Annotated in this window: 8 protein-coding genes, 2 tRNA genes and 3 rRNA genes; 6 read left to right on the forward strand and 7 right to left on the reverse strand. The window is 40.1% G+C overall.

Translation table 11 applies throughout. The features are described from left to right. The first annotated feature begins 1 nt into the window (after nucleotide 1). On the forward strand, nucleotides 2–1,432 hold the full coding sequence (locus tag ACR30L_RS00180) for a VWA domain-containing protein (protein WP_435236047.1): 1,431 nt from the start codon (nucleotides 2–4) through the stop codon (nucleotides 1,430–1,432). Between the two features lie 3 nt (nucleotides 1,433–1,435). Here the strand turns inward: ACR30L_RS00180 and ACR30L_RS00185 are convergent, their stop codons facing one another. The 5 genes from ACR30L_RS00185 to mioC form a co-directional block, all read right to left on the reverse strand. After that, on the reverse strand, nucleotides 1,436–2,341 hold the full coding sequence (locus ACR30L_RS00185) for a ParB/RepB/Spo0J family partition protein (protein ID WP_435236048.1): 906 nt from the start codon (nucleotides 2,339–2,341) through the stop codon (nucleotides 1,436–1,438). Nucleotides 2,342–2,353: 12 nt separating this feature from the next. After that, the gene (locus tag ACR30L_RS00190; protein WP_435236049.1) at nucleotides 2,354–3,148 is read right to left on the reverse strand and encodes a ParA family protein; all 795 of its coding nucleotides are present in this window, start codon (nucleotides 3,146–3,148) and stop codon (nucleotides 2,354–2,356) included. Nucleotides 3,149–3,188: 40 nt separating this feature from the next. After that, on the reverse strand, nucleotides 3,189–3,812 hold the full coding sequence (gene rsmG / locus ACR30L_RS00195; protein ID WP_435236050.1) for a 16S rRNA (guanine(527)-N(7))-methyltransferase RsmG: 624 nt from the start codon (nucleotides 3,810–3,812) through the stop codon (nucleotides 3,189–3,191). 1 nt (nucleotide 3,813) lies between these two features. Continuing rightward, complete coding sequence (gene mnmG, locus ACR30L_RS00200) at nucleotides 3,814–5,703, reverse strand: tRNA uridine-5-carboxymethylaminomethyl(34) synthesis enzyme MnmG (protein ID WP_435236051.1); 1,890 nt, start codon at nucleotides 5,701–5,703, stop codon at nucleotides 3,814–3,816. A gap of 372 nt (nucleotides 5,704–6,075) precedes the next feature. Next, nucleotides 6,076–6,540, reverse strand: coding sequence for an FMN-binding protein MioC (gene mioC, locus ACR30L_RS00205; RefSeq protein WP_435236052.1), 465 nt, complete (start codon nucleotides 6,538–6,540; stop codon nucleotides 6,076–6,078). A gap of 602 nt (nucleotides 6,541–7,142) precedes the next feature. Between mioC and ACR30L_RS00210 the strand changes: the two genes are divergently transcribed. From ACR30L_RS00210 to rrf, 5 genes are all read left to right on the forward strand, one after another. Further along, nucleotides 7,143–8,685 (forward strand): 16S ribosomal RNA (locus tag ACR30L_RS00210). A gap of 74 nt (nucleotides 8,686–8,759) precedes the next feature. Continuing rightward, nucleotides 8,760–8,836 (forward strand) — tRNA-Ile (locus ACR30L_RS00215). Nucleotides 8,837–8,877: 41 nt separating this feature from the next. Then, nucleotides 8,878–8,953: transfer RNA gene (locus tag ACR30L_RS00220), tRNA-Ala, on the forward strand. A 392-nt stretch (nucleotides 8,954–9,345) separates the two neighbouring features. Continuing rightward, a 23S ribosomal RNA gene (locus tag ACR30L_RS00225) occupies nucleotides 9,346–12,233 on the forward strand. A 129-nt stretch (nucleotides 12,234–12,362) separates the two neighbouring features. Beyond that, a 5S ribosomal RNA gene (rrf, locus tag ACR30L_RS00230) occupies nucleotides 12,363–12,478 on the forward strand. Together the 16S, 23S and 5S rRNA genes with 2 tRNA genes alongside form the textbook arrangement of a ribosomal RNA operon. A 198-nt stretch (nucleotides 12,479–12,676) precedes the next feature. Here rrf and ACR30L_RS00235 read toward each other — a convergent pair. Both ACR30L_RS00235 and metC read right to left on the reverse strand, forming a co-directional pair. Beyond that, the gene (locus ACR30L_RS00235) at nucleotides 12,677–13,174 is read right to left on the reverse strand and encodes a cyclin-dependent kinase inhibitor 3 family protein (RefSeq protein WP_435236053.1); all 498 of its coding nucleotides are present in this window, start codon (nucleotides 13,172–13,174) and stop codon (nucleotides 12,677–12,679) included. Nucleotides 13,175–13,350: 176 nt separating this feature from the next. Continuing rightward, nucleotides 13,351–14,541, reverse strand: a complete 1,191-nt coding sequence (gene metC, locus ACR30L_RS00240; RefSeq protein ID WP_435236054.1) for a cystathionine beta-lyase — start codon at nucleotides 14,539–14,541, stop codon at nucleotides 13,351–13,353. Nucleotides 14,542–14,602 lie beyond the last annotated feature (61 nt).

The raw sequence follows: 14,602 nt of genomic DNA on the forward strand, positions 1-14,602 counted from the left end.
TTTGATTAGTGAAATAGAAGTTGCTATATCAGCAATAGAATCAGGTATTGTAGAAAACATCGCGAACCAAGCGCTAGCTTTCCACGAATCTATGGTGGCTGTTGGTGAAAAAAATGGTATCAAACATTCGCTAAACAACTGGAAATCAAAGATAAAAAAACAATTAAAAGCAACGCCTATTGAATCTAATATTCAAGAAGAAATGGATTACTACGAAGAAGTAAAAGATTACAGTAAAGCTTTCTTTTCAGACAATATCGAAGACATTATAAAAAAGATAGGTATTCACTCTCCATTTTATACTACTGCTATGGATTTATTTGAGCAGCAAAAAATTAAACATAACCCGTTATTCCAGCATCACTTTTGCGATCAGTGGTATCAATCACTATTTGATCATGTGAAGGAGGAACGTGTTGAAAAAATAGAAAAAGAAAAATTACTAAAGGAGTTATATCAACGGTCGGAAACGATTAGTCAGTTAAATGAAATAGAAGGCAATGCAAACGAACAAAAAAATCTTCGATTATGGGATATGGCAAAAGCTAAATTAAGCAAAAGAGATGTTAGCCAACTAAGTAAAATAACTCGATTTCTTCAACAAAATAATGACCTACACAAGATGGCTAAAAAACTTGGCCGAATGGCAAATGAAGTCGATAGTCCAGGTGCTAATAATGTCAAAATAGAGAAAACGAGAAAGGTAGAAACAAAGAGTACTTATGTGGCGGGTGATATTGTAGGTATTCATGATAGCGATGATATAGAACGGTTATTAGCCACAGAAACCATGTATTTAACTAACCCAGATCTAGAGACTATTTTCTATAAACATCTTGCAGATAAGCGTTTAGCAACTTATCAGTTACAAAGTACTGAGCAACGAAATGAAAAGATAATCACCTATGAAAAACAGGCGAAAAAAGCAACCTTAGATAAAGGACCTTTTATTGTCGCAGTTGATGCTTCAGGTTCGATGATGGGACAACCCGAACAATATGCAAAGGCTTTTGCTTATGCGTTAATGCAAATAGCCCTAATAGAAAATAGAGACTGCTACATAATCATCTTTTCAACACAAACCATTACCTATGAACTAACCAAGGAAAAAGGGTTATCCGAAATATTAAGCTTTCTTTCCTATACATTTAATGGCGGTACAGATTTAGCCCCTGTACTAGAACAATCGGTAGACTTAATGAATTCAGAAAAATATATTAATGCGGATTTAGTTATTATATCTGATTTCATCGCCCCAGCTCAATCTGAAGCAATGATAGAAAAAATGTCAGAATTAAAAAAGCGTAAAAACCGTTTTCACGCCTTAAATTTATCAAAATATGGTAACCCAGAATTATTAGCAACCTTTGACCATTATTGGCAATATACACCATCTAGACTGGGTCGTTTAAAGCAGTTATTTAAAGATTAGTTTTTAAGATTCTAAAAGCGCTAAAATTTCTTCTAATTTATCACTTTTATCAAAGTTAATAACTAATTTACCTTTACCATTTTTAGTTTGTGATAACGAAACCTTAGTCCCTAATCGTTCAGCCAATTTTTCTTCAATACCTATTAATTTTTGATCAACGACTTTTGCTTGAATAACAGGCTTATCAGCTAATTCATTCTTAACTAATTTTTCAGTATCACGAACGCTTAATTGTTTTTCAATAACAATTTTTGCAATAATTAATTGCTTTTCATTCACTAAGGGAAGCAATGCACGCGCATGTCCCATCTCAATATCACCTTGTTCGATAAATAATTTAACGGCATCATTAAGATTATTTAATCGTAATAAGTTACTGATAGTTGTGCGAGATTTACCAACGGCTTTGGCTACTTCATTATGAGTTAATTCAAATTCATCTAGTAGACGTTTAAATGCAATCGCTTCTTCCATTGCATTTAAATTTTCACGTTGAATATTTTCAATTAACGCAATTGCAATTGCCGCATTATCTTCAACATTTTTAATTAAGCAGGGTACATTTTCTAGTCCCACTAATTTAGCCGCACGCCAACGCCGTTCACCTGCAATAATTTCATACTTTTGATGACCGGTTTCTCTAACTACGATAGGTTGGAGTATACCTTGAGCCTTAATTGAATTGGCTAATTCTTCCAATGCATCATTAGACATATCTCGACGAGGTTGATATTTACCAGGTTGGAGTTGATTAACTTTTAGATCAGCTAACGCACCTTTACTATCATTGACCAATGCTTGAGTTTCTTCTGCATTACGATCATGTGAAACCTGTTTGTTACGGCTGACAGTGCTGCTGCTCAATAATGAATCAAGCCCTTTGCCTAAGCCTCGTTTTTTTCCTTGCATGGGGATCCTTATTTAGGCAGTTTCTTTTTCAATTGATGCCGACTGTTCTTCACGTCGTAATATCTCACCAGCTAGTGCTAAATAAGCCTTAGAGCCATTTGATGACTTATCATAATACATCACAGGAGTACTAAAACTAGGGGCCTCAGCAAGGCGGATATTGCGTGGAATAATAGTCCGGTAAACTTTATCGCCAAAGTGTTTCTTTAATTGATCAGAAACATCAGAGGATAAACGATTACGTGGATCGTACATAGTACGAAGAATGCCTTCGATCTTAAGATCAGCATTAATAACAGCCGCTAATTTACTAATAGTATCAACCAATGCAGTTAACCCTTCTAATGCATAATATTCACATTGCATAGGGACTAATACTGAATCGGCAGCAGTCATTGCATTGATAGTTAACATATTAAGGGAAGGAGGGCAGTCAATAAACACATAATCATAATTGTCTTTGTAATCTTTTAATGCACTACGAAGACGTGTTTCACGTGAAAACAGATCCATTAATCTAACTTCAGCAGCAGTTACATCACTATTCGCAGCAACGAGATCGTAATTACCGGTTGTTTCAGTTTCAATTACATCATTAAGAGGCAATTCATCGATTAAAAGATCATAGGCTGTGTGAGCAACTTCATATTTGTCGACACCACTTCCCATCGTAGCATTGCCTTGAGGATCTAAATCAATTACTAACACTTTTCGTTTAGTCGCAGCCATTGAAGCAGCAAGGTTAACACACGTCGTTGTTTTACCTACTCCACCTTTTTGGTTAGCGATTGCAATTATTTTACCCACAGAAACCCTACTTTTTAAATTAAATGATTAATACTAGCTATTAAATACGTTTTACTTTGACTAAACAACGTTCAGCTTCTAGATTTGGAACCTGTAAAGGAATTGAGTCTATAAATTCAAATTCTTTGTCTAATTCAGCGACTTCTAGTGCTGGGAATTGACCTTTTAACGCTAAGAAATGGCCATGTTCATTGGGTAAATGCTTACACCAAAAAAGCATATCTTGAAGTGAAGCAAAAGCACGACTCAATACAACATCAAATTTCTGTTCAGGGTTATATTCTTCTACGCGACTTTGCACAAACTCCACATTTTTTAAACCTAATGCTAAGACTGCTTGACGAATAAAACGCAGACGTTTTCCAAGACTATCTAATAAGACAAATTGTTTATCAGGATTTAAAATAGCTAAAGGTAAACCTGGTAAACCAGGTCCAGTACCTACATCAATTAAGCGTTGCCCCTGAAGATGGGGTGATACCACTATACTGTCCATGATATGTTTAACAAGCATATCATGTGGATCTCTCACAGAGGTAAGATTATAAGCTTTATTCCACTTGTTCAATAATTCAACTAATTCAACTAACTGATTTTGTTGATTTTTAGTAACATCAAGGTCAGTTTTAAGCAGCATTATTTGCAATTCATTCAACAAACTCATCTTAAACAGCCTTGCGCTTTACGTTATTTTTCTTCAAATAAATCAATAAGATTGAAATTGCTGCAGGTGTTACACCCGATATACGAGAAGCTTGCCCTATGTTTTCAGGTTTTACTGAATTTAATTTAAGCACAACTTCATTTGATAATCCTTTAACATCAGCGTAATCAATATCGGCAGATAATAACGTATTTTCATGACGTTTTAATTTAGCAATCTCATCAAGTTGACGGTCAATATAACCTTGATATTTAATTTTAATCTCAACTTGTTCTGCTGCTTGTACATTTTCAACAGCAGGGCCTAATCCATCAACAGACATTAAACTTAAATAATCGACTTCCGGACGACGGATCATCGCTTCTAAAGAGCTTTCACGTTGCATTGGGTTTTTAAGTAATTCATTAATTTGAGCGGCATTAATTGAATTAGGGTTAACCCATTGATCTTTTAATCGTTGCAGTTCTTTTTCAATGATTTCTTGTTTTTCACTGAAAGCTTTCCAACGAATATCATCAACTAAACCAAGTTCTCGACCTTTTTCTGTCAAACGAGCATCGGCATTGTCTTCTCGCAATAATAAACGATATTCAGCACGGCTTGTAAACATACGATAGGGTTCTTTTGTTCCTAAAGTGGCGAGATCATCCACTAGAACACCAATATAAGCTTGATCTCTTCGAGGACACCAACCTTCTTTTTCTTGTACTTTTAAGGCTGCATTTGTCCCTGCTAATAAACCTTGCGCAGCAGCTTCTTCATACCCCGTCGTACCATTAATTTGGCCAGCAAAGAAAAGTCCATCGATATATTTTGATTCTAATGTAGATTTTAAATCGCGAGGATCAAAATAATCATACTCAATGGCATAACCAGGACGGGTGATAAATGCATTTTCAAAACCTTTCATAGAACGAATGAAAGCAAATTGAATGTCAAATGGTAAGCTGGTTGAAATGCCATTTGGATAAACTTCGTGTGTTGTTAAACCTTCAGGTTCAACAAAAATTTGATGCGAATTTTTATCTGCAAAACGCATAATTTTATCTTCAATAGAAGGGCAATAACGAGGACCGACACCATCAATAACACCTGTGTACATAGGGCTTCTATCTAAACCACTTCGAATAATATCATGTGTTTTTTCATTAGTATGGGTAATAAAACAAGGGATCTGTTTCGGATGATCTTTTTGATTACCTAAAAATGAAAATACAGGCGTTGGATTATCACCATGCTGCGTTTCTAATACCGAAAAATCAATACTACGTGCATCTATTCGAGCTGGTGTTCCCGTTTTTAATCGTCCTACACGTAAGGGGAGTTCTTTCAAGCGTTGTGCTAAACCAACAGAAGCGGGATCTCCAGCACGACCACCTTGGTAGTTTTCTAAACCAATATGAATTAAACCATTTAAAAAAGTACCCGCAGTTAAAACAACGGATTTACCATAAAATCTAACACCCATTTTTGTTATTGCACCAGTAACGCGATCATTTTGAACAATAAGATCTTCTACTGGTTGTTGGAATATTTGTAAATTTTCTTGGTTTTCTAGTGCATATCTCACTGAACCTTTATATAAAATACGGTCAGCTTGAGCCCTGGTTGCACGAACAGCGGGACCTTTACTGGAATTAAGCGTTCTAAATTGTATGCCAGCTTTATCAGTAGCACTTGCCATGATCCCGCCTAATGCATCAATTTCTTTAACAATATGACCTTTACCAATTCCACCAATAGCAGGATTACAAGACATTTGACCTAATGTTTCAATATTATGGGTTAATAATAATGTATTCATTCCCATGCGGGCTGATGCAGCTGCGGCTTCTGTACCGGCATGGCCTCCGCCAATAACAATAACATCAAAATGTTCGTGGTAATTCATCAATATTCCAAAACTAGCAATTAAAAAAAGAAGTGTTGATTTTACTCTTTTCCCTGTCAAAGGAAAGTGTGAAGATGAGATAAGATCAAAACAATAATATTAGTATTATATATAGATCTTTAAAGATCTTTTATTACTATACTTATTAAGTAATTCACTTTCTGTGTAAAAACATCTTTTAAACTTAAAGATCAGGATCTTATATTAGATCTTTAAATGTGTGCAACAATGGATCTTAATGCGCGTATCTATTGGATATTATTGCTATTTATACACAGGTGAAACTATGCACATGTTTATGCAAAGGTTAAACAAAATTAGTTCAATAGTTATAAATGAACTATGCACAACGACCTGTGCATAACTTTTAAATTAATTTTCGACAATTTGAGTTAGATCTTCAATCCAAGATGGGATCCAATCTAAAACACGATCTTCAGGTGTTGGGTAATCCATAACATCAACTTCTAAACGATCACCAACACGAACAGCCGCCATTTCTTCTAATAAATAATCAATATTTTTAGCAGCTTCACAAAAAGTGTCATAGCTAGAATCACCGATACCTATAATGCCGTATTTAACATCACTAATAGCCGCATTGACTTGTTGTAATTGTTCTACAAATGGCTTGAAGTTGTCTGGGTAATCACCTGCACCATGAGTAGATAAACAAATTAACCATACTTGTTCACTTTGTAAGGATAGTGAATTTAAATCTGGTTCAAATTGAATTTCACTATCGAAGCCCGCTTCTTCAATAAGTGGTTGTATTGCTTCTGCAACATATTCGGTGCCGCCTAAAGTACTACCAACTAATATTTGTATATTGCTCATTAATCTTCTCCATAAAAAATAGTTATACTATATATAGCCATTTTAACTAAATATACAAAATCAATTATTATTTATAAGAAATGGAATACTTAATATATGAAAGCGTAACGAATCTAGATTATTACAAGGTTAAAAAAAACACTAAAAGCTCATTAGATAAGCGATTCAAGTTAACATTGTTTGTTAAATAAGCACTTAACATTTTTATTCAAAATATCGTTAATAAATACTTGCCAACACTATTCAGTTCTCTATAATGCGCATCCACGGAAACGGAAACGACGCAAGTCAAACCGGTTACCCAGAGCATAACAAACGCATAAGCGCTTCAAATTTTGATTTGAAATTAAGTTTAAATAAGTCGTTGACATTGTTCGAAAGGCGCGTAATATACGCCGCCTAGCCGAAAGGCTCGCTCTTTAACAATTTAATCAAACAATCTGTGTGCGCATTGATAGTCGATTTCAAAATAGTCCTTTGGGACAAAAATCAATATCAGTGACACACGAATTAATTCATTAATTCAGAATAACAAAAGAACGTAAGTTCTTTAGTTTTAGTCAGTAATATTGAGTCGCAACTTTGGTTGCAAATTAAACTTTAAATTGAAGAGTTTGATCATGGCTCAGATTGAACGCTGGCGGCAGGCTTAACACATGCAAGTCGAACGGTAACATAACTAGCTTGCTAGTTGATGACGAGTGGCGGACGGGTGAGTAATGCTTGGGTATATGCCAATAGGTGGGGGACAACAGTTGGAAACGACTGCTAATACCGCATAATCTCTTCGGAGCAAAGTAGGGGACCTTCGGGCCTTACGCCTATTGATTAGCCCAAGTGGGATTAGCTAGTTGGTAAGGTAATGGCTTACCAAGGCGACGATCCCTAGCTGGTCTTAGAGGATGACCAGCCACACTGGAACTGAGACACGGTCCAGACTCCTACGGGAGGCAGCAGTGGGGAATATTGCACAATGGGGGAAACCCTGATGCAGCCATGCCGCGTGTGTGAAGAAGGCTTTCGGGTTGTAAAGCACTTTCAGCGAGGAGGAAAGGGTAGTAGTTAATAACTGCTATCTGTGACGTTACTCGCAGAAGAAGCACCGGCTAACTCCGTGCCAGCAGCCGCGGTAATACGGAGGGTGCGAGCGTTAATCGGAATTACTGGGCGTAAAGCGCGTGTAGGTGGTTAATTAAGTCAGATGTGAAAGCCCAGGGCTCAACCCTGGAACTGCATTTGAAACTGGTTAACTAGAGTTTTGTAGAGGGTGGTAGAATTTCAGGTGTAGCGGTGAAATGCGTAGAGATCTGAAGGAATACCAGTGGCGAAGGCGGCCACCTGGACAGTAACTGACACTGAGACGCGAAGGCGTGGGGAGCAAACGGGATTAGATACCCCGGTAGTCCACGCAGTAAACGATGTCTATTAGAAGTTTGTGGCTATATGCCGTGGGTTTCAAAGCTAACGCATTAAATAGACCGCCTGGGGAGTACGGCCGCAAGGTTAAAACTCAAATGAATTGACGGGGGCCCGCACAAGCGGTGGAGCATGTGGTTTAATTCGATGCAACGCGAAGAACCTTACCATCCCTTGACATCCAGAGAATCTGTTAGAGATAGTAGAGTGCCTTCGGGAACTCTGAGACAGGTGCTGCATGGCTGTCGTCAGCTCGTGTTGTGAAATGTTGGGTTAAGTCCCGCAACGAGCGCAACCCTTATCCTTAGTTGCCAGCACGTAATGGTGGGAACTCTAGGGAGACTGCCGGTGATAAACCGGAGGAAGGTGGGGACGACGTCAAGTCATCATGGCCCTTACGGGATGGGCTACACACGTGCTACAATGGCAAATACAAAGGGTTGCTAACCTGCGAGGGTATGCGAATCTCATAAAGTTTGTCGTAGTCCGGATCGGAGTCTGCAACTCGACTCCGTGAAGTTGGAATCGCTAGTAATCGTGGATCAGAATGCCACGGTGAATACGTTCCCGGGCCTTGTACACACCGCCCGTCACACCATGGGAGTGGGCTGCACCAGAAGTCATTAGCTTAACCTTTCGGGGATGGCGATGACCACGGTGTGGTTCATGACTGGGGTGAAGTCGTAACAAGGTAGCCCTAGGGGAACCTGGGGCTGGATCACCTCCTTACGTAACGAAACGGCTATTAGTGCCCACACAGATTGTTTGATTGAAAGTAAAAGAGACTTAGATAGACCTAAATTGGGTCTGTAGCTCAGTTGGTTAGAGCGCACCCCTGATAAGGGTGAGGTCGGTAGTTCAAATCTACTCAGACCCACCAATCTTTTGGATTGGTAATAGATAATCTATCTAGACCATGTTGGGGCTATAGCTCAGCTGGGAGAGCGCCTGCCTTGCACGCAGGAGGTCTGCGGTTCGATCCCGCATAGCTCCACCACTTCATTTTAAATGAAATGAAACGGTGCCCAACTTGGATAGAAGCCTTAGATAAATAACACATTTATCTAAGGCTTTTTTTAACGAAAAAGTCTGCTCTTTAACAATTAGGAAAGCTGATAAAGTTCTTATTTATCAACTACATTACAATTTATTGTGATGTGTAGATAAGTATAAACGAAATTGTTCTCAATTATTAAAACTTAGGTTTTAGTAATTGTAATCAAGCAAAAATAAATGTTATTCAAATTGATACTTTGAGTAACGTACGTATCTACGAGTTAATTTAATTAACTCTAGGTGCACGAAAAGCGCAAATGCGTTTTTCATATGTAAAATATGAGAAATCGCAAGCGTCTTGGAAACAACATGCAATGTCTTTAGATATTGTATGGTTAAGTGAATAAGCGTGCACGGTGGATGCCTAGGCAATTAGAGGCGATGAAGGACGTGGTAATCTGCGATAAGTCCAGGGGAGTTGATAACAAACGTTATATCCTGGAATCTCCGAATGGGGCAACCCGGCACTTCGGTGTCATCGCTTAGTGAATACATAGCTAAGCGAAGCGAACGAGGGGAACTGAAACATCTAAGTACCCTTAGGAAAAGAAATCAACCGAGATCCCGAAAGTAGCGGCGAGCGAAATTGGGTCAGCCCTTAAGCTTAGTAAAAGTTAGTGGAATGCTCTGGAAAGTGCAACGGTACAAGGTGATAGTCCTGTACACCAAAACTTCTTCTAAGTGAAATCGAGTAGGTCGGAGCACGAGAAATTCTGACTGAATATGGGGGGACCATCCTCCAAGGCTAAATACTCCTAATTGACCGATAGTGAACCAGTACCGTGAGGGAAAGGCGAAAAGAACCCCTGTGAGGGGAGTGAAATAGAACCTGAAACCGTGTACGTACAAGCAGTAGGAGCGGATTTATTCCGTGACTGCGTACCTTTTGTATAATGGGTCAACGACTTAATTTCAGTAGCAAGGTTAACCATCTAGGGTAGCCGTAGGGAAACCGAGTCTTAACTGGGCGATTAGTTGCTGGGATTAGACCCGAAACTTGGTGATCTAGCCATGAGCAGGTTGAAGGTTGAGTAACATCAACTGGAGGACCGAACCCACTAATGTTGAAAAATTAGGGGATGACTTGTGGCTGGGGGTGAAAGGCCAATCAAACCAAGAGATAGCTGGTTCTCCTCGAAAGCTATTTAGGTAGCGCCTCGTGTATCACTGTTGGGGGTAGAGCACTGTTTGGGCTAGGGGGTCATCCCGACTTACCAACCCCATGCAAACTCCGAATACCAACAAGTGCAATCACGGGAGACACACGGCGGGTGCTAACGTCCGTCGTGGAAAGGGAAACAACCCAGACCGCCAGCTAAGGTCCCAAAGTATATGTTAAGTGGGAAACGATGTGGAAAGGCTCAGACAGCCAGGAGGTTGGCTTAGAAGCAGCCATCCTTTAAAGAAAGCGTAATAGCTCACTGGTCGAGTCGGTCTGCGCGGAAGATTTAACGGGGCTAAACATATCACCGAAGCTGCGGACGCATATTTATATGCGTGGTAGAGGAGCGTTCTGTAAGCCGTCGAAGGGAAAGGTGTAAACCATCCTGGAGGTATCAGAAGTGCGAATGTTGACATGAGTAACGATAAGGGGGGTGAAAAACCTCCCCGCCGGAAGACCAAGGGTTCCTGTCCAACGTTAATCGGGGCAGGGTGAGTCGACCCCTAAGGCGAGGCCGAAAGGCGTAGTCGATGGGAAACGGGTTAATATTCCCGTACCCTTATATTTTGCGATGGGAGGACGGAGAAGGCTAGGTGGGCCTGGCGATGGTTGTCCAGGTTCAAGTGCGTAGGCAGGTGTTTTAGGTAAATCCGGAACACTATATGCTGAGACACGATGTCGAGTCACTACGGTGATGAAGTCATTGATGCCATACTTCCAGGAAAAGTCTCTAAGCTTCAGGAATATAAGGATCGTACCCCAAACCGACACAGGTGGTCAGGTAGAGAATACCAAGGCGCTTGAGAGAACTCGGGTGAAGGAACTAGGCAAAATGGTACCGTAACTTCGGGAGAAGGTACGCCGATGGAGGTGATGAGATTTACTCTCTAAGCCCCTGTCGGCCGAAGATACCAGATGGCTGCAACTGTTTATTAAAAACACAGCACTGTGCAAAATCGCAAGATGACGTATACGGTGTGACGCCTGCCCGGTGCCGGAAGGTTAATTGATGGGGTTAGACTTAGGTCGAAGCTCTTGATCGAAGCCCCGGTAAACGGCGGCCGTAACTATAACGGTCCTAAGGTAGCGAAATTCCTTGTCGGGTAAGTTCCGACCTGCACGAATGGCGTAATGATGGCCATGCTGTCTCCACCCGAGACTCAGTGAAGTTGAAATCGCTGTGAAGATGCAGTGTACCCGCGGCTAGACGGAAAGACCCCGTGAACCTTTACTACAGCTTAGCAGTGAACTTAGAGCCTACATGTGTAGGATAGGTGGGAGGCTTTGAAACGTTGTCGCCAGATGACGTGGAGCCAACCTTGAAATACCACCCTTGTATGTTTTGAGTTCTAACCATGGCCCCTGAATCGGGGTTTGGGACACTGTTTGGTGGGTAGTTTGACTGGGGCGGTCTCCTCCCAAAGAGTAACGGAGGAGTACGAAGGTTGGCTAATCACGGTCGGACATCGTGAGGTTAGTACAATGGTATAAGCCAGCTTAACTGCGAGACAGACACGTCGAGCAGGTACGAAAGTAGGTCATAGTGATCCGGTGGTTCTGAATGGAAGGGCCATCGCTCAACGGATAAAAGGTACTCCGGGGATAACAGGCTGATACCGCCCAAGAGTTCATATCGACGGCGGTGTTTGGCACCTCGATGTCGGCTCATCACATCCTGGGGCTGAAGTCGGTCCCAAGGGTATGGCTGTTCGCCATTTAAAGTGGTACGCGAGCTGGGTTTAGAACGTCGTGAGACAGTTCGGTCCCTATCTGCCGTGGGCGTTTGAGAATTGAGAGGAGCTGCTCCTAGTACGAGAGGACCGGAGTGGACGAACCGCTGGTGTTTGGGTTGTCATGCCAATGGCATTGCCCAGTAGCTACGTTCGGAATCGATAACCGCTGAAAGCATCTAAGCGGGAAGCGAGCCTCAAGATGAGTTCTCACTGGAGATTTAATCTCCCTAAAGGGCCGTTGAAGACTACAACGTTGATAGGCAAGGTGTGTAAGTACGGTAACGTATTGAGCTAACTTGTACTAATTACCCGTGAGGCTTAACCATACAATGTCTAAGTACATTGGTTAGACCAAGACAACTTAAGAAATAAGCTTGCGAAGCGTATTTTACGAATGCAAAGATTAGATAAATAAAAGAACAAGAATCAAACAGCTTTTCTAATTACTTTTTATGCTTGGCGACACTAGCGCTGTGGTCCCACCTGACTCCATGCCGAACTCAGAAGTGAAACGCAGTTGCGCCGATGGTAGTGTGGGGTTTCCCCATGTGAGAGTAGGGCATCGCCAAGCGCCTAATAAACGATAAATCCCTGTTGACTGACGTCAGCAGGGATTTTTTCGTTTAAGCGCTAAAAACGATGACTGCTCGAGCATGGGGAATACAAAAAGTCGTTAAATTGATAGCTAAATTGATTATTCAGCCATTAGTAAATGGTCAATAATTCAAACTCAATTTTGGTTTGAATGAAAAGTGTAAATGTATAGGTTCTATTTTTTTGCAATCTTATTAATGTAATCAATTTGAGCTTGTTTACTAAAGGCTTTTGGTCGTAAGGCTCTTACTTCGTTTATTATTGTGTCTATATTCCAATTTAATTCGAGTAGCAGGTGTGCTGCAAGCATACCTGTTCGTCCAGAGCCACCCATGCAATGTAATGTGACTTTACCCCCTTGAGTCATTATTTTATGCAATTGTGGACTGACTATTTTCCATTTTTCTGAAAAATCACCTTCTGGTGCACAGTTATCTTCGATAGGAAGTTGAAACCAATCCATACCTAAGGCCTTAGCTTCTTTTCCTAATGCTCCAACACCTGCTTCTATCATTTCATCATTGTCTAATGCAGTTACAATTGCTTTTACACCCATTTCTTTTAATTGTGTTAATGAACTTATTAAACTGACTTTCTGTGTACCGGGGCATGGCGTTAACACTAAAGCTGATTTACCTTCTAATATAGGAAGTTGCCATACTGGGTGGGTCATCTTTTATTCCTTTCTATAATATGTGAATATTTAGTTAATATATGGATAGGCGAATATAATATAAAATGTTGTTAATAAGTCAAGCAGTTGGGTTGGTTGCCATAAAAGAGGATTTATTGTATAGAAAGAAGATGGAATTACGCTCTTTAGTTTGCCAAAGAGCGTGTATTGAGAATTTAAGACGTGATACGTTCGAACCCTTTTTCTAGATCTTCAATTAAATCATCGGCATCTTCTAATCCTATATGTAAACGTATTAATGTACCGGTAAAATCGACTTTTCCTGCTGGGCGAATCGCATTAAGTTCTTCAGGTTGTGTCGCTAATATTAAAGATTCATAACCTCCCCAAGAATAAGCCATACTAAAATGTTCAAAATTATCTAGATATTCTGCTAATTGTTCTCTGTTTAGGTGTTCTTTTAATACAATAGAGAATAATCCATTACAACCTTTGAAGTCACGGACATAAAATTCATGGCCTTTACAGCTTGGAAGTGCTGGGTGGTTTACACGTTCTACTTCTGGGCGTTCACTTAACCATTTGGCTATTTTTATACTATTTTCTTGATGCTGTTTTAAACGTACTGCCATGGTTCTTAAACCACGAGCAGCCACGTAAGCAGTATCTGCATCTACCATCTGTCCCATTAGGTATGAACGTTCACGTAGGCGCTCCCAGCAGCGCTCATTGGCGACAGCTGTCCCAATCATTGCATCGGAATGGCCTACTATGTATTTAGTACCTGCTTGAATTGAAATATCAATATCATGATCGAATGCGCTAAATAAAATCCCTGCTGCCCAAGTGTTATCTAACATGATAATTATTTCTGAATTAATTGCTCGAATTGCTTTTACTATCGCAGGAATATCTTGAATTTCCATGGTAATAGAACTTGGTGATTCTAGAAATACGATTTTAGTGCTTGGTTTGATGAGTTCAGCAATTCCTGATCCAATAAGTGGATCATAATAGGTTGTTGTGACATTCATATCTTTAAGAATGACATTACAAAAGTCTTGAGTTGGCTCGTAAGCTGCACCGGTCATCAAAATATGATCACCTGTTTTAACAAAAGAGAGGATCGAGTTTGCAATCGCTGCTGCACCACAAGGATATAATGCACAGCCAACTCCTCCTTCTAATTCCACCATTGCATCTTGAAAAGAGAAATGTGTAAGTGTGCCGCGACGACCATAAAATAATTCACCTTTAGCACGGTTAACGGTGGCGAACTTTTTAGCTTTTACAGAATCAAATACCAGTGAAGAAGCACGTTGTATTACCGAGTTAACGGATCCTTGGCAATATTTTTTAGAGCGACCTGCATTGACTAATGCTGTGTTGATTTTATCTGTAGACATTATTATTCGTCCTTAAACTTGTGGGTGTTGGTTTGAGATGATTAATTTGCTATTAAACTAG

Source organism: Psychromonas saccharinae (assembly GCF_051201515.1).
GTDB lineage: Bacteria > Pseudomonadota > Gammaproteobacteria > Enterobacterales > Psychromonadaceae > Psychromonas.